Annotated in this window: 7 protein-coding genes; 4 read left to right on the top strand and 3 right to left on the bottom strand. The window is 69.1% G+C overall.

Annotation, left to right across the window (positions count from 1 at the left end; translation table 11 throughout):
* Positions 1 to 275: 275 nt before the first annotated feature.
* A complete protein-coding gene (locus tag EXE63_RS13445) occupies positions 276 to 11,339 on the top strand; it encodes a type I polyketide synthase (protein ID WP_168142337.1) in 11,064 nt (3,687 codons plus the stop codon).
* Here the strand turns inward: EXE63_RS13445 and EXE63_RS13450 are convergent.
* The gene (locus EXE63_RS13450; protein WP_168142338.1) at positions 11,336 to 12,424 is read right to left on the bottom strand and encodes an NAD(P)H-dependent amine dehydrogenase family protein; all 1,089 of its coding nucleotides are present in this window, start codon (positions 12,422 to 12,424) and stop codon (positions 11,336 to 11,338) included. The genes EXE63_RS13445 and EXE63_RS13450 overlap by 4 nt on opposite strands.
* 276 nt (positions 12,425 to 12,700) lie before the next feature.
* Here EXE63_RS13450 and EXE63_RS13455 point away from each other — a divergent pair, with 276 nt between their 5' ends.
* The 3 genes from EXE63_RS13455 to EXE63_RS13465 all read left to right on the top strand — a co-directional run bounded on the left by EXE63_RS13455 (position 12,701) and on the right by EXE63_RS13465 (position 15,975).
* Positions 12,701 to 14,536, top strand: coding sequence for an acyl-CoA dehydrogenase (locus EXE63_RS13455; protein ID WP_105365982.1), 1,836 nt, complete (start codon positions 12,701 to 12,703; stop codon positions 14,534 to 14,536).
* Between the two features lie 182 nt (positions 14,537 to 14,718).
* Positions 14,719 to 15,318: a ClpP family protease gene (locus EXE63_RS13460; protein WP_168142339.1), complete on the top strand. Its 600-nt coding sequence runs from the start codon at positions 14,719 to 14,721 to the stop codon at positions 15,316 to 15,318.
* A gap of 66 nt (positions 15,319 to 15,384) precedes the next feature.
* A complete protein-coding gene (locus EXE63_RS13465) occupies positions 15,385 to 15,975 on the top strand; it encodes a ClpP family protease (protein WP_168142340.1) in 591 nt (196 codons plus the stop codon).
* Here the strand turns inward: EXE63_RS13465 and EXE63_RS13470 are convergent.
* A complete protein-coding gene (locus tag EXE63_RS13470; RefSeq protein WP_168142341.1) occupies positions 15,972 to 16,331 on the bottom strand; it encodes a helix-turn-helix domain-containing protein in 360 nt (119 codons plus the stop codon). The two genes, EXE63_RS13465 and EXE63_RS13470, sit on opposite strands and share 4 nt — an antisense overlap.
* 219 nt (positions 16,332 to 16,550) lie before the next feature.
* Positions 16,551 to 17,507: a TIGR03564 family F420-dependent LLM class oxidoreductase gene (locus EXE63_RS13475; RefSeq protein WP_210000498.1), complete on the bottom strand. Its 957-nt coding sequence runs from the start codon at positions 17,505 to 17,507 to the stop codon at positions 16,551 to 16,553.
* Between the last annotated feature and the right edge of the window lie 6 nt (positions 17,508 to 17,513).

Consider the following 17,513-nt stretch of genomic DNA (forward strand, 5'->3'; position numbering starts at 1 on the left):
GGTCTCCAGCGGCGGCGGTCCGGCAACACCGACGGCGACTTCACGATAGCGGCTGTCGGCACGGGGAGCGCCGGGCCACCATCGGGCTCAGCGGCAGATATGAAACCGCGTGCGGTAGCAACCTACATGCAATACTGACCGGCGAGTAAGGTACCGGCCGTTGCTGTCGGCAGATAGCGGGCCGTGGCCGTTCAACGGACTGTGCGCGGCCCTTACCGATGGCACCGAAATCTCATCATCGGCAGTTCATCGGATCGACGCGGGGAGTACACCTGATGGCAGCAACCGACCATACCCAGTCGTCCGTAGCACGCTCGGGCCGCGAGGCCGGGCAAGAGCCGACCCGTTTCGCCATCATCGGCTACGCCGCCCGCCTGCCCGGCGCCGCCGACACCGACCAGTACTGGGATGTGCTGCACGACGGCCGCGACGCGGTCTCGGAGATCCCCCAGGACCGGTGGGACGTCGAGGAATTCTTCAACGAGGATGCCTCCGCGCCCGGCAAGATCGTCGCCCGCCGGGCCGGCTTCGTCGACGACGCCACCGGGTTCGACGCGCCGTTCTTCGGTGTGTCCGCCCGCGAGGCCCGGCTCATGGACCCGCAGCACCGGCTGCTGTTGGAGACCTCCTGGCGCGCTGTGGAGCATTCCGGCACCGCACCAACGGCTTTGGCGAACACCCAGACCGGTGTCTTCGTCGGCTTGTCCACCCACGACTACCTGGGCATGGCGTCCTCGGAGCTGACCTACCCCGAGATCGAGGCCTACCTGGCCATCGGCACCTCGGGTGCGGCCGGGGCGGGCCGGATCAGCTACCGGCTGGGGCTGCACGGGCCCGCCGTCACCGTCGACACGGCGTGCAGTTCCTCGCTGGTCGCCATCCACCAGGCCTGCCAGGCCCTGCAGCTCGGGGAATGCGATCTCGCCCTGGCCGGTGGCGCGAACGTGCTGCTGAGCCCGGCCACCATGATCACGTTCTCGCAGTCCCGGATGCTCGCCCCGGACGGCAAGTGCAAGACCTTCGATGCCGCGGCCGACGGCTACGTCCGCGGGGAGGGCTGCGGTGTCGTCGTCATCAAGCGTCTCGAGGACGCGGTGCGCGACGGGGACCGCATCCGGGCGGTCATCCGCGGCAGCGCCGTCAACCAGGACGGCGCCTCGGGCGGGCTGACGGTGCCCAACGGTGTCGCCCAGCAGCGGGTCATCACCGAGGCGCTGGAACGCGCCGGTCTGAGCGCCGGCGATATCGACTATCTCGAAGCGCATGGCACCGGAACCTCGCTGGGAGACCCCATCGAGGTGCAGGCCGCCGCCGCCGTGCTGGGCAAGGGCCGCGCGGCCGATCAGCCGCTGCTCATCGGCTCCGCCAAGACGAACATCGGCCATCTGGAGGCCGCCGCCGGTGTCGCCGGTGTGCTCAAGGTCGTCCTCGCACTCGAGCACCAGGAGCTGCCCAAGCACCTGAACTTCCGCAATCCGTCGCCGCACATCCCGTGGGACCGCATCCCGGTCCGCGTGGTGGAGGAATCCACCGCCTGGGAGCGCGCGGAACGACCCCGAATCGCCGGTGTCAGCTCGTTCGGGTTCTCCGGCACCAACGCGCACGTCATCCTCGAGGAAGCACCGGCCGTGGCGCCGGCCGCCACCGAGGACGGGGCCGATGCCCGGCGCTTCATGGTGCTGCCGCTGTCCGCGCGCACCCCGGCCGCCCTGGTGCAGACCGCCGAGCTGTACCGCGGCTGGCTGACCGAGCACCCGGACGCCGAGCTGGCCGACGTGTGCCTGACCGCGGGCGACGGGCGTGCCCACCTCGAACACCGGGCCGCGCTCGTGGTGAACTCGATCGAGTCCGCGCGTGAACTGCTCGGCGCGCTCGCCGACGACCGCCCCGCGCCCGGCCTGGTGCGCGGGCATTGCGCCGACGCACCCAAGACCGCATGGTTGTTCCCCGGGCAGGGCAGCCAATACGCGGGAATGGCGCGAGAGCTGTTCGAGACCGAGCCGGTGTTCGCCGAGACCGTGCGGCGATGCGCCGACGCCGTCGCCGGGATTCTGGAACGGCCGTTGCTGGAGGTCATCTACGACTCGGCCGACGGGGACGAGGCGCTGCGCCAGACCCGCCACACCCAGCCGGCGATCTTTGCCATCGAGATGGGCCTGGCCCAGCTGTGGCAGTCGTGGGGATACGAACCGGATGTGGTGCTCGGTCACAGCGTGGGTCAGTACTCGGCGGCCTGTGTCGCCGGGGTGTTCAGCCTGCAAGACGGCGCGCGGCTGCTGGCCGAGCGCGGCCGCCTCTTCGGCGATCTGCCCGCCGGCGGCCGGATGGCCGCGATCTTCGCCGCTCCCGACCGCGTCGAGCGGCTCACCGACGAGTATCCCAGCCTGTCGGTGGCCGCGTACAACGGCGCCAACACGGTGCTCTCGGGTCCCGGCGAGGACCTGGAGCGGGCGGTGGCCGGATTGACCGCCGACGGTGTGCGCTGCGACTTCCTGGACACCAGCCACGCCTTCCACTCCGCACTGCTGGATCCCGCGCTCGATGCGTTCGAGACCTACGCGGATCAGTTCACCTTCGCCGCCCCGCAACGGATCCTGGTGTGCAACCGGACCGGTGCGGCCCTGGGCCGCACCGCCAAACTGGACGGCGCCTACTGGCGCCGCCACGCCCGCCAGCCCGTGGAGTTCGCCAAGAGTGTGGCCACGCTGTCCGATCTGGGCTGCGCGATGCTGCTGGAGGTCGGCCCGCAGCCGGTGCTGACCGCCGCCGCCATGCGCGCCTGGCCCGACCCGGCCAACGCTCCACGCGCCGTTGCGTCGATGCGGCGCAACGGTTCTGATCACCGCCACATCGCCGAGGCGGTGGCCAACACCTACGTGGCCGGACACCTGCCCGACTTCGCCGCGCTGCTGGCACGCCCCGCGCGCAAGCTGGACCTGCCCACCTACCCGTTCGAGCACCGGCAGTACTGGTTCCGCGACAAGCAGACGCAGCCGGCCAAGAACGACGCCGTCCGCACCGATGCCGTCCGGTTTCTCGAGGACGGCCGCATCGAGGAACTCGCGGCCCTGCTCGACACCTCGGGTACCAGCCTGACCACCGCTGATGTTCTCAACAAGCTTGCCGCCCAACACAATCGGCAGCGCGACGCCCAGTCCATCGCGGACGCGCGCTACGAGATCCGCTGGCTGGTGTCGGCACCGGCATCCGCCGCACCCACCGGTGAGGGCTGCGCCTGGCTGGTCATCGGCGATGACGCCGACACCGTCGCACCGGTTCTCGACGCGCTGACCGCGCAGGGCCACCGGCACCGGACGCTGCGCCTGCCGGCATCCGACGCCGACGAGCAACGCCTTTCCGCCGATCTGCGCGCCGCGGTGGAAGACGAACCGACACTGCGCATCCTGCATGTCGCGGCCCTGGAAAAGGAGATCGCTCCCTCGATGCGGTCACTGCTGCGGATGCAGCACCGGGTCCTGGACGGCACCCAGCGGCTGTTCCGCGCCGCCGCCGCGGCCGATCTGCGCGCCCCGATCTGGGTCGTCACCCACGGTGCGCAACGGGTGCTCGACACCGACCCGGCGGCACCCGAGCAGAGCAGTCTGTGGGGTTTCTGCCGCGCGGCTGCCCTGGAATACCCCCAGATCTGGGGCGGCCTGGCCGACGTTTCCGGGATCGCCGAGGAGTGGTCGCGACTGATCACCCAGATCGTCGGCGCCGCACCGGGTGAGGACCAGATCGCACTGCGCGGCCAGGTCGTCCATGTGCCCCGGCTCAGCAGGCGCACCGGGCAGCCGAACCCCACGACCCTCGAACTGCGCTCCGACGCCACGTATCTGGTCACCGGCGGCCTGGGCTCACTCGGACTGGAGATCGCGGGCTACCTGGCCGCGCACGGCGCCCGCCACCTGGTACTGACCAGCCGTCGGGCCCCCGGCAGCGCTGCGGAGCAACGCATGGACGCGCTGCGCCAGCAGTACGGCTGCGAGGTTCGGGCCGTCGCCTCCGATGTCGCCAACCCGCACGATATCGCGCATCTGATGGCCACCATCGCCGCCGAACTGCCACCGCTGGCCGGCATCGTGCATGCCGCCGGCGAGAACAGCACCACCGCGTTGAGCACCCTGGATCCCGCGGAACTGGATCGGGTGTTCTCCGGAAAGGTCTGGGGTGCCTGGTATCTCAGTGAGGCCATCACCGATCTGAAACTGGACTTCTTCCTTTCCACGTCCTCGATCTCCTCGGTGTGGGGCAGCTACGGCCAGAGCGCCTACAGCGCGGCCAACGCCTTCCTCGACGGGTTGACCTGGCGGTTGCGCGAGCAGGGCGTACCCGGATTCAACGTCAACTTCGGGCCGTGGTCGGCGGGTATGGCCGACGGCGAAGCCCGCGCCCAGTTGGACAAGCGCGGTGTCCGCACGCTGTCACCGGCCGACGCCCTGGCCGGAATGGCCGATGTCATGGTCGGCGCGGCGGCATCAGGCGTGCCATCAGCAGTCGTGGCCAGGATCGACTGGGCCCGTTTCCTGCCCATCTATCTGCAGGCCGGTCAGCGCGCTCTGTTGGCCGAGGTGGCCGGCGAGGTTCCCGAGTCGGCCGCCGCGCCGGCGGGAACCGTGGGAACGACCCGACTCGTCGAACGCCTCACCTCCGCTCCGGTACAGCAGCGCAAGAAGCTTGTGCTGGAGGAACTGCGCGACGCGGTCGCCGAGGTGACCCAGATCGACGCCGCCGAGATCCGGGAAGAGACAGGTCTTTTCGACCTGGGGCTGGATTCGCTGATGGCCGTCGAACTGCGACGGCGGCTGGAACAGTCCGTCGGTGCCGAACTGCCCGCGACCCTGGCGATGGACCACCCACGGCTGACCGATATGGCCGACTACCTGCTCGGCGACGTGCTGAAGCTCAACGAGCGCGGCGCGAAAAAGGCTGCCGCACAGCCGGTCTCGCTGACGACCGCGGCGGCCGATGAGCCGATCGCCATCATCGCCGTCGCCTGCCGTTTCCCGGGCTCACCCGATCCGGAGGCCTACTGGGCTCTGCTCTCCGGAGGCGTGGATGCCATCCGGGAGATCCCCGAGGACCGCTTCGACGTCGACGAGTTCTACGACCCGGATCAGCAGATGCCGGGCAAGATCTACACCCGAAGCGGCGGATACCTGGAGAGCGTCGACGGATTCGATCCGGAATTCTTCGGCATCTCCCCGCGGGAAGCCGTCTGGATCGACCCGCAGCAGCGCCTCATGCTCGAACTGTCCTGGGAGGGTCTGGAGCGGGCCGGCTACTCCGCTGCGTCCCTGCGCGGCAGTCGCACCGGCGTGTTCGTCGGCGTCGGCGCCAACGAGTACTCACACCTGCTGTCCAACGATTCGCTGGAGAACCTGCAGCCGCACTTCATCACCGGCAACGCCCTCAACGCGATCGCCGGCCGGGTCTCCTTCACCCTCGGACTCGAGGGCCCCGCGATGGCGGTGGACACCGCCTGCAGTTCCTCGCTGGTCGCCGTGCACCAGGCCGCCCAGGCCCTGCATTCCGGCGACTGCGATATGGCCATCGCCGGTGGCGTGAACGTATTGCTGAGCCCGGCGTCGGTGGTCGCGGCCTCGCGGGCCCGGATGCTGTCCCCGGACGGCCGGTGCAAGACGTTCGACGCCGCCGCCGACGGCTACGTCCGCAGCGAGGGCTGCGGCGTGCTGGTGCTCAAGCGCCTGTCCGACGCCCAGCGCGACGGCGATCGGATCAGCGCGGTCATCCGCAGCAGCGCGGTCAACCAGGACGGCGCCTCCAGCGGCCTGACGGTACCCAACGGCGGCGCCCAGCAACGGCTCATCAGCTCGGCACTGGCCAGGGCCGGCCTGTCCGGCGGTGACGTCGACTACCTCGAAGCGCACGGCACCGGCACCCCGCTGGGCGACCCGATCGAGGTGCAGGCGGCCGCAGCCGTATACGGCGCGGACCGGGACCCGAGCCGGCCACTGCTGATCGGTACGGCGAAGACCAACGTCGGCCACCTCGAGTCGGCCGCCGGTGTCGCCGGCCTGGTCAAGGTCGTGCTGTCGCTGCAGCACGACCTGCTGCCGCAGACCCTGCATTTCCACAACCCGTCACCGCACATCCCGTGGGACAGCCTGCCCGTGCAGGTCGTGGACAAGCCCACCCCGTGGCACGCCGACGGCCGTCCACGCCGCGCCGGCGTCAGCGCCTTCGGGTTCACGGGCACCAACGCACACGTTCTGATCGAGGAAGCGCCCGAAGCACTTTCGGCACAATCCACCGACGAGTCACCGGCCGAGCCCGCGGACGGTACCGCCACGCCCGCGCGGGAACCGCTGAGCGTGCTGCCGCTGTCCGCGCGGTCGGCGCAGGGACTGGTGGCGCTGGCACAGCGGTACTCCGGCTGGCTGGACGCCCACCCGGAGGCCTCGGTCGCCGATGTGGCGTTCACCGCCGGAGCGGGGCGCTCACACTTCGAGCACCGCGCGGCAGTGGTCGCGAACACCGTTGCGGAAGCCAAGATGCTGCTCGACGATCTGGTGGCCAACCGGCTACGCCCGGGCGTGGTACGCGGCGAGTGCACCGATCCGCCGACCACGGCCTGGTTCTTCCCCGGACAGGGCAGTCAGTACCCGGGGATGGCGCGCGAATTGTTCGACTCCGAACCGGTTTTCGCCGACACCGTGCGTCAGTGCGCACAGGCCGTCGACGGCATGCTGCCCCGCCCGCTGCTGGACGCGATCTTCGACACCGGCCGGGAGGCCACCGAAACCCTGCGGCACACCTCGTTCGCACAGCCGGCGATCTTCGCCGTCGAGATGGGCCTGGCCCGGCTGTGGCAGTCCTGGGGTATCGAGCCGGACGTGGTGCTGGGCCACAGCGTCGGCCAGTACGCGGCGGCCTGCGTGGCCGGCGTCTTCAGCCTGGCGGACGGCGCGCGGCTGATCGCCGAACGCGGGCGGCTGTTCGGCAGCCTGCCCGCGGGCGGGCGGATGGTGGCAGTGTTCGCCGACCCCGAGTACGTCGAAGGCGCCGCCGAGGCGTTCGGCCGGGTGTCGGTCGGTGCCTACAACGGCCGCAACACCGTGCTGTCCGGCCCCGGCGAAGATCTCGAACAGATCGTCGCCAACTGCAGTGCCGACGGCGCCCGCTGCACCTGGCTGGAGACCAGCCACGCGTTCCACTCCGAGCTGTTGGACCCGGTGCTCGACGAATTCGAGTCCTTCGCGGGTCAATTCGAGTACGCCGTGCCGACCCGGCCGCTGGTCTGCAACCGGACCGGGGCGGTGCTGACGGCCGAGACGCCGATCAACGCCCAGTACTGGCGCCGGCACTCGCGCCAGCCGGTGCAGTTCACCGAGAGCGTGCGCACCGTGGCGGCACTGGGATGCTCGGTGCTGATGGAAATCGGACCGCAGCCGATCCTCACCGCCGCCGCACTGCAGAGCTGGCCCGAGTCCTCGGCCACGCCGCGGACCATCGTGTCGCTGCGCAAGGGCGCCAACGCACAGCGCCAGATCACCGAGGCACTGGCCACCGCGTACATCTGCGGTCACCGGCCCGATTTCGCCGCCAAGCACCATGGCGAGCAGCACCGGCTGGAGCTGCCCACCTACCCGTTCCAGCGTCGCCGCTACTGGCCCAAGACCTCCGTGGTCGGCATGGGCTCCGGCGGGATCTCGACGTCCGGACTGCTGGGCAGCGCCAAGGATCTCGCCTCCGGCGACACCGTCTACAGCAATGTGTTGTCGGTCAAGACACAGCCGTGGCTGGCGCATCACGTCATCTACGGCACCGTGGTCGTCCCTGGTGCGACCTACGCCGCGATGGCCCTGGCCGCCGCGGACGCACCGGCGCACGTCAAGGATGTCTACTTCTACGAGCCGATCATTTTGCCCGACAAGGCGTCTCGCGAGGTGCAGCTGACACTGCACCCGCAGGATGACGGCTGGAAGTTCCAGGTGCACAGCCGGCCCTACGGGGTGCGCGAGGCCGAGTGGTCGCTGAACGCGGACGGCACGCTCGGCTCGGGTGCCGATACCGATGCGCCGGCCGAGGACGCCCCGACCCTCAGCCCCGACGAAGCGGTCGAACACATGAACCGCACCCGTCCGCAGGAACTCTTCGAGATCTTCAACGATCTGGAACTCGCCTGGGGACCCACCTGGTCGACCTCACTGAAGTCGCTGTGGGTCGGCGACGGCGAGGCGATCGGCGACGTGTCCGTCGGCGACGAACTGGCCGAGCATCTGGGCAGCGAACCGATCCACCCCGTCCTGCTCGATCTGTGCACCGGGGTGGCCTTCCCGGCCTTCCCGGCGGTGCTCGCCGCCGAACAGGGCATGCACGACCTGTTCCTGCCGCTGCGGTACGGGCGGGTGCAACTGCTGGAGAAGATGCCGAACCGGTTCTACTGCCGGGCACGTTGGCACGAGGGCCCGCTCAACAGCGAAACCCTGGTCTTCGACCTCGATTTCGTGCACCGCGACGGTCGGGTGCTGGGCGGGATCCGTGAGTTCACCGTGAAGCGCGCGCCGCGGGAGGCGCTGCTGCGGGGGCTCGGCGGCGACTCCACCCGGCTGCTGTACACGGTGGGCTGGCACGAAGGTGCCGCGCCGGCCAATGTCGCCGAGGCCGGAGACGAGGCCGCCAGGATCGCGAGCGGCACCTGGCTGATCGCCGGCGACGACGCCCTCGCCGGCGCCGTCCCACACGCTGTCCGCATCGAGCGACCCGCCGATCCGGACGCCTGGAAGCAGGCGTTCGCCGCCGCCACCGAACGCGGCACCCCGGTCAGCGGGATCGTCTGGCGCAGTTCGGGACACGCCGGTGCCGGGGCGAGCGGGGCGACGGGGAGAATCACCGACGGGCCCACCGCCGACCTCGCGGAGCGGTTGGAGGCCGAGGTCTCGGCCCTGCTCGCCGCCACCCAGAGCGCGCTGGCCGGCCAGGTGAGCAATCTGCCCGGCGGGCTGTGGATCATCACCGAAGGCGCGGTGGCCACCGAACCCGGTGAGCCGGTCGACCCGGTGCAGGCCGCGCTGTGGGGTTTCGGGCGCACCCTGATCGCCGAACAGCCGACCCTGCGCTGCCGGCTGCTGGACGTGGCGGGTCCCGGAGAGCCGCTGAGCTGGCTGCCCGACGCGCTCGGCACCCCGGTCACCGAGCCCGAAATGGCGGTGCGGCAAGGTCGTTTCCTGGTGTCGCGGTTGCTGCACTGGGCCCGGACCGGTCACCTGCCGATGCCCCGGTCGTACGACTACGCGCTGGCTCCCACCGAGCGTGGTGCCATCGACAACCTGCGGCTGACCGAGGCGGAGGTGACCCCACCGGAGGCCAACGAGGTCCAGGTGCGGATCGAGGCCGCCGGCCTCAACTTCCGTGACGTGCTCAACGTGCTCGGCCTCTACCCCGGCGACCCCGGGCCGATCGGGGGCGACCTCTGTGGTGTCGTCACCGAGATCGGCTCGGAGGTCACCGGATTCGAGGTCGGCCAGCGGGTCTTCGGTTCCATGCAGGGCGCTTTCGCCAGTCGGCTCAACGTGCCCGCACAGTTGCTGGCCGCGGTGCCGGCCGGGATCAGCGCGGTCGATGCCGCGACCATCCCCGCGGCGGCGCTGACGGTCCGGCTGGCCTTCGACTGGGCGAGGCTGCGGCCCGGCGACAAGGTGCTCATCCACGCCGCCAGTGGCGGTGTCGGGTTGGCCGCGGTGCAGATGGCACGCCACCACGGCGCGATCGTCTTCGCCACGGCCAGCACCTACAAGCGCGCCACGCTGCGCGCGATGGGCGTGGAGTACGTGTACGACTCGCGCAGCACCGATTTCGCGGATCAGATCCTCGCCGACACCGACGGCACGGGTGTGGACGTGGTGCTCAACAGCCTGACCAACGAGGGCTTCATCGAGGCGACGGTTCGGGCGACTGCGCAGGGTGGTCGGTTCGCCGAGATCGCCAAGCGCGATATCTGGACCACCGCGCAGATGGCCGCGGTGCGTCCCGACATCGACTACGAAATCGTCGCACTGGACGTGACGATGATGAGCGATCCCGACCACATCCAACGCCTGATGTCCGAGGTGTCCGACGGGCTGGCCAGTGGCGAGTGGACACCGGTGCCCGCCGAGGTCTACCCGCTGACCGAGGCCAGGACCGCGTTCCGGCGCATGCAGCAGGCCCGCCATATCGGCAAGATCGTCGTGCAGATGCCGAAACCGCTGCAGCCGCACGGTGATCGGAGCTACCTGGTGACCGGCGGTCTGGGTGCGCTGGGTCTGCACACGGCGGCCTACCTGGCCCAGCTCGGCGCCGGCGACATCGTGCTCACCAGCCGTCGCGCTCCCGATGCCGAGGCCCAGCAGGCCATCGACGCGATCACCGAGCGCTACCACTGCCGGATCCACGTCTTCTCCGCCGACGTCGGCGAGGTGGCCGCGGTGGCGACGCTGCTGGAGAAGATCCGGGCCGAGCTGCCGCCGCTGGCGGGTCTGGTCCACCTGGCGGGCGTGCTCGACGACGCCCTGCTACCGCAGCAGAGCCTGGAGCGGTTCCAGGCGGCGTTGGGGCCCAAGGCCTATGGCGCGCACTACCTGGATCAGCTGACCAGGACCGACGAGCTGGATTTCTTCATCGTCTACTCGTCGGCGTCGGCGGTGTTGGGCTCGCCGTCCCAGGCCAACTACGCGACCGCGAACGCCATGCTCGACGGGCTCGTCGCGCAGCGCAGGGCGCAGGGGTTGCCGGCGACCGCGGTCAACTTCGGTCCGTGGGGCAGCGGCGGCATGGCCAGCTCGCAGGCGGCGATGGCCAACCTCAGTGCCCAGGGCATGATGCCGCTGGAGCCGTCGGCGGCGCTGGCCGCGCTCGGCGAGGTCGTCCGGCACGGCACGGCACAGGCCACGGTGCTCAAGGCCAACTGGCAGCGGACCGCCAAGATGCTGGGTGGTATCCGTCCGCCGCTGCTGGATCAGGTGCTGCCCAGCGGGGACGCTTCATCCGGTGGGGACAGCGAGTTGCTGCGGCAACTGCAGGAACTGCCGGTCGCGGCGCGGGCCGGTTTCATCACCGAGTTCCTGCAGCGCGAGGTGCAGGGCTTCCTGCGGCTGGCGCAGCCACCGGCGGCGACGAGCCGGTTCCTGGACCTCGGCACGGACTCGCTGATGGCTGTCGAACTCCGCAACAGGTTGTTCGGCCAGTTCGGCGGCAAGTTCGATATCAGCCCGACGGCGGTGTTCGACTATCCGACCATCGGCGAACTCGCCGAGCACCTGGTCTCGCAGCTGCCCGATGCCGAATCACCGGCGGCTGAGGCAGAGTCACCCGCCGAAGAAAAGGCCGAGAGCTAGGCCCAGCGCGTCGCTTCCACCCCGGTGGGGAGCGACGAACGCAACGGCACATCCAGCCCGTCGTAGATCCCGGCGGGCTGGGTGGCCAGCCACTCGATGGCGCCGAGCAGCCGGTTGGCGGCGGTGGTGTTCCCGCCGTCGGCGCGGGTGCCGCCGGGCACGTCGGCGCGAGTGGTGATGGTGAGCTGCGGATCGCCGTCCACGATGACGCGGTGATCACCGACCCCCTCGTCGGGCTGCGGCCAGTCCGGCGCGCAGGTCGGGTGGATGCGGGTGATGTGCTCGATGATGACCCGCTGCGTGCCGGCGGACCAGCCGATCACCTTGAGGAAGAACGCGCCCTGGGTGCCCTTCTCGAACGGTCCCATCACCGTGTCGACGGTCTGCTCCAGCGGTAGCCGCTCGACTTCCTCGGTGATCTCGTCGATCTCGATGCCGAGGCCGCGCCCGATCAGGCGGACGTTGCCGCCCCACACCATCGTCGGGATGGACGGCAGCAGCATCATCGGTGTCTCGTCCATGGCGCCCCCGAACCCGCACGACACCTTGACCGCGAACGGCTGGTTGTAGGTGGAGTAGTCGAAGATCTCCTGACAGGTGATCGTCTTGATGCGGGTGCACAGGCTGGCAGCCGTCACCGCCAGGGCGTCGTTGCCCCAGCCGGGGTCGACGCCGGACACCAGCAGACTCGCGCCGCCGGCGTGGGCGGCATCGGTGAGGCGCTGCACCCATTCCGGTGGTGCCGAGCGCGGGTCGTAGAGCGAGTACAGCGACGGGGTCACCACGTGCGCCCCGGCGCGCAGCGCGCGTTCGATATCGGCGATGGCCTCGTCGGGCCGGATGTCGCCGGAGGCCATATAGGCGACGGCGTCGCCGTCGGAGAGCGCGGCGTCCACCTCGGCGGGGTCGCTGACCGCGAGAACACCGGTCTCGGCGTCCAGACCTGCGAAGGAGGCGGCGTCGCGGCCGGTCTTCTCCGCCGACGAGGTGATCAATCCGGTCAGGCTCAACCCGGGAAAGGCCACCGTCGACCGGATCGCGGTCGCACCCATATTGCCGGTTCCCCATACCACCACACGCCTCATCCGCCTCACTCTAGATGGCGCGCCGCAACCATCGTGGCCAGCATCACATTCAGCTTAGACGTGCAGCTCAGAGGATATTTTCGGGCACGATACAACGCCCGATCAACCACCGGGTTGGGCGGTGGCCGAAAATTTGCTCCCGACCGCTTTGCGCGGAGGTTACTCGGCGGTATAGTTCACAGCAGTTACTGGTGGGTAACTTAGTGCAGTCCAGACGCAAGTACCCAACCGCCGCAAGTACCAACTGCTTAGACCCAATCTCATTGAGGAGACACTGTGAGTCACTACAAGAGCAACGTTCGTGACCAGGTATTCGCCTTGTTCGATGTACTCGGTCTCGACAAGGCACTCGGCGCGGGCAGCTTCGCCGACCTGGACGCCGACACCGCCCGCGAGATGATCAACGAGATGGCGCGTCTGGCCGAGGGCCCGATCGCCGCGTCGTTCGCCGACGGTGACCGCAACCCGCCGGTCTTCGATCCCGCGACGCACACCGTCACGCTGCCCGAGTCGTTCAAGAAGTCGGTCAACGCCACCATCGACGGCGGCTGGAACAAGGTTGCCCTCGACGAGGACCTGGGCGGCATGCCCGCCCCCAAGGCACTGCTGTGGGCGCTCAACGAGCACATCCTGGGCGCCAACCCGGCGGTCTGGATGTACGGCGGCGGAGCCGGTTTCGCGCAGATCTTCGCGCACAACGGCACCGAAGAGCAGAAGAAGTGGGCGGCTATCGCCTCGGAGAACAACTGGGGCGCCACCATGGTGCTCACCGAGCCCGATGCGGGCTCCGATGTGGGCGCCGGCCGCACCAAGGCCGTCAAGCAGGAGGACGGCACCTGGCACATCGACGGTGTGAAGCGCTTCATCACCTCCGCCGACGCCGACGACCTCTTCCCCAACATTGCGCACCTGGTGCTGGCCCGTCCCGAAGGCGCAGGCCCGGGCACCAAGGGTCTGTCGCTGTTCTTCGTGCCGAAGTTCCACTTCGACTTCGAGACCGGCGAGATCGGCGAGCGCAACGGCGTCTACGTCACCAACGTCGAACACAAGATGGGCCTGAAGGTTTCGGCCACCTGTGAGCTGTCCTTCGGCCAGCACGACAAGCCCGCCGTCGGCTGGCTCGTCGGCGAGGTGCACAACGGCATCGCCCAGATGTTCGACGTCATCGAGCAGGCCCGGATGATGGTGGGCACCAAGGCCATCGCCACCCTGTCGACCGGCTACCTGAACGCGCTCGAGTACGCCAAGGACCGCGTCCAGGGTGCCGATCTGACTCAGATGACCGACAAGACCGCACCGCGGGTGACCATCACCCATCACCCGGACGTGCGTCGCTCGCTGATGACCCAGAAGTCCTACGCCGAGGGCATGCGCGCGCTGTACATGTACACCGCCACCTTCCAGGACGACGAGGTCGCCCAGGCGCTGCACGGTGTCGACGCCGACATGGCGGTCCGGATCAACGACCTGCTGCTGCCGGTGGTCAAGGGCTTCGGCTCGGAGACCGCCTACGCCAAGCTCACCGAGAGCCTGCAGACCTTCGGTGGATCGGGCTTCCTGCAGGACTACCCGGTCGAGCAGTACATCCGCGACGCCAAGATCGACTCGCTGTACGAGGGCACCACCGCCATCCAGGCGCAGGACTTCTTCTTCCGCAAGATCATCCGCGACAAGGGCCAGGCGCTGGCCTACCTGTCCGGTGAGATCGACAACTTCGTGAAGAACGCGACCGGCAACGGCCGCCTGAAGGCCGAGCGTGCACTGCTGGCGACCGCCTTGGAGGACGTGCAGGGCATGGCCGCCACCCTGACCGGCTACCTGATGGCCTCGCAGGAGGATCCGGCCGCCATCTACAAGGTCGGCCTGGGTTCGGTGCGCTTCCTGATGAGCGTCGGCGACCTGGTCATCGGCTGGCTGCTGCAGCAGCAGGCCGCGGTGGCGATCGAGAAGCTCGACGCCGGCGCCACCGGTGCGGACAAGGCGTTCTACGAGGGCAAGATCGGCGCCGCGTCGTTCTTCGCCAAGAACTTCCTGCCGCTGCTGACCAGCACCCGCACGGTGCTGGAGGCGATCGACAACGAAGTGATGGAACTGGACGAAGCAGCCTTCTGATTCTCTGAGTTCCCGAAGACCAAGGACCCCGGCGATCCCGGGGTCCTTGCATTTGGTGGCGAAACTCGCGTACCCGGGGTAATCCCCGCGCGAATTGGCCCCGGTACGCGAGTTTCGCCGAGGCGTTCTGCTCACAGCAGCACCGCAGGCGCAGAAGGCAGCTCACCCGGCACAGTCGAGGCATGACCGAGAAACCACCACCGTTCGGCCGTCAGTTGCGCGAGGACCTGTACCGCAAGCGAGTGCTCGTGCTCGACGGCGCCCTCGACGATGACAACGGCGCCGTGCTGATGACACAACTGCTGACGCTGGGTTCCGAATCCGATGACGATGTTGCCCTGTGGATCCACTCCCCCGGCGGCTCGGTGCCCGCCATGCTGGCGATCCGCGACGTGATGGCGCTGATACCCGCCGACGTGTCCACCCTGGCGCTCGGACTGGCCTGCAGTGCAGGCCAATTCCTGCTCTCATCCGGGACGCCGGGTAAGCGCTTCGCGCTGCCGCACGCACGCATCCTGATGCACCAGGGCTCGGCGGGCATCGCCGGATCGGCGGTCGAGGTGGAGGTGCAGGCCGATGATCTGCGGCACACCCGCGACACCGTGCTGGCGATCATCGCCGCCGATACCGGCCAGGACGTCGAGCGCATCTTCACCGACTCGCTGCATGACCGCTGGTTCACCGCCGAGCAGGCACACGCCTACGGCTTCATCGATCACATCGTCGGCGAGTTCGCACAGATCGCCCCGAATCGCAAGCAGCCCTTCGGAATCGGAGTCTGACATGAGTGAGACTTGCCGAACGAATCGACAGATGGCATGCGGGACCCGAGCCTGCGAGGGAGCCGCATGAGCACATACACCATCCCCAATGTGATCGCCCGCAGTTCCCACGGCGAACGCATCATGGACGTCTACTCACATCTGCTGACCGAGCGCATCGTCTATCTCGGCACCGCCATCGATTCCGGTGTCGCCAATGCCCTCATCGCACAGCTGCTGCACCTGGAGGCCGACAACCCGGAGCAGGAGATCGGGCTGTACATCAATTCCGAGGGCGGTGACCTGTCGGCGATGCTCGCCGTGTACGACACCATGCGCTTCATCAAGGCCCCGGTGGCAACCACCTGCGTCGGGCAGGCCGTGGCGACCGGGGCGGTGCTGCTGGCCGCGGGTGAGCCCGGCCGGCGTTCGGTGCTGCCGCACACCAGGGTGGTGCTGCACCAGCCGGCCGCCCAGGGCCGCGGCACCATCCCGGATCTGATCCTGCAGGCCGATGAGGTGGTCCGGATGCGCAATCAGCTCGAATCGATCCTGTCCCGGCACACCGGCCGCGGCGTCGAGCAACTCCGCCACGACACCGACCGGGACCGGGTGTTCGACGCCGAAGGTGCGGTGGCCTACGGACTGGCCGATCGCGTGCTCGATCAGCGCGTCTAAGCGGCCAGCAGGGTCGCGCCGCCGGCCCCTCCAGCGGGCGGGAGCGTAGCGACCCGGGAAGTCGAGAGAGTCGGGCGCCGGGTGAGATCCGCCGAGATGCCGCCCAGCAGCCGCCCGAGGTCGATGTTCAGTGCGCCGCACACGGCGGCGATCATCTCGCTCGACGGCTCCTTGCGGCCCCGCTCGATCTCGGAGAGGTACTGCGGTGACACCCCGGCGCGGGCCGCGACGTCGACCAACCTGGCGCCGCGGCGCCGGCGGGTGTCACGCAGACGCCGACCGAGGACTTCACGCCACAGGGGTTCGGGCTCACGCGGCCGCCTGCGGTCCGGGTGGATCGGAAGGATGTCGCCCATGCCAGTATCTTCGCCGCATCCATCGGTCTGCGGCGCGCTGTTCACCATGGGCAGAAGACATGTGGGCGGGTTCGGGAGGACTTGTCGGTCTTTCGACCTCGAGGGCGTCCTCACATACCTTTCGGTATCTCGCGCGGCCGGAGTTTCACCTCGTCCCGGCTCTTTGGATCTGTCTCTCCCGAACCCGTCGTGCGGTCGACTGTACGCCTGTGACGACGATCACACCAGGGGTTTTTCGGCACCTTGCAGATCGACGTCCAGCGCCCGCAACAAGGCCCGCGTCCGGTCTCTGACCTCGGGTGACCGGTCGTAGACCACGCCCACATATTCGTGCACGCCGGCGGCGCGCAGCTCGTCGATGCGGGCGGTCACCGTCTCCTCGTCCCCGATCAGGACGGCATCTTCGGGGCCGGCGTAGCCCTCCCGGTCGAGCATGGCCCGGTAGGAGGGCAGGTGCCCGTACATCGCGAACTGCTCGGCAGCCTGCGACCGCGCGCCGTCGACATCGTCGGTGACGCTGATCGGTAGCGCGGCCACCACCCGGACCGAACGCCCCTCGGGTGCGGCCGCGGCGCGCAGCGCCGGCCCGACATGCTCGGCCAGCGTCTTCGGCCCGGTCATCCACGTGACGGTCCCCGAGGTGCGCCGCCCGGCGATCTTCAACAGCTGCGGACCGAGCGCGGCGATGTACACATCGGGCTGTGCGGCGCCCGGGATCTGCAGCGCACCGCGGGTTGTGTAGATCTCCCCGGGCGCGTCGGCGGGCTCACCGGCCAGCAGCGGCAGCAGTCCATCCAGATACTCGTTGAGCCGTCGCACCGACCGATCCCACGGAATGCCCCACATGCCTTCGGTGACGGCCGCGTGGGTCATTCCGAGGCCGAGGATGAAGCGGCCGCCGGCGATCAGATTCAGCGTCAGGGCGCGCTGGGCCAACTGCATCGGATGCTGATTCTGGATCGGCACCACGCCGGTGCCGACCTCGATGGTGTCGACCTCGCGCAGGGCCACCGCCAGGACGGTCAGCAGGTCCGGCTCGTAGGGCATCTGCGTCATCCAGATCCGGCGGAACCCCTCGTCGCGCAGCTTGGCGAATTCCGACACGACGCCGTCGACGAGGGATGTGGCGCCCGATCCGGACAGTGACCCGAGGATGCTTATCTGCATGCTCCTCATGATGCC

This window comes from Mycolicibacterium frederiksbergense, from assembly GCF_012223425.1.
GTDB classification, from domain to species: Bacteria; Actinomycetota; Actinomycetes; order Mycobacteriales; family Mycobacteriaceae; genus Mycobacterium; species Mycobacterium frederiksbergense.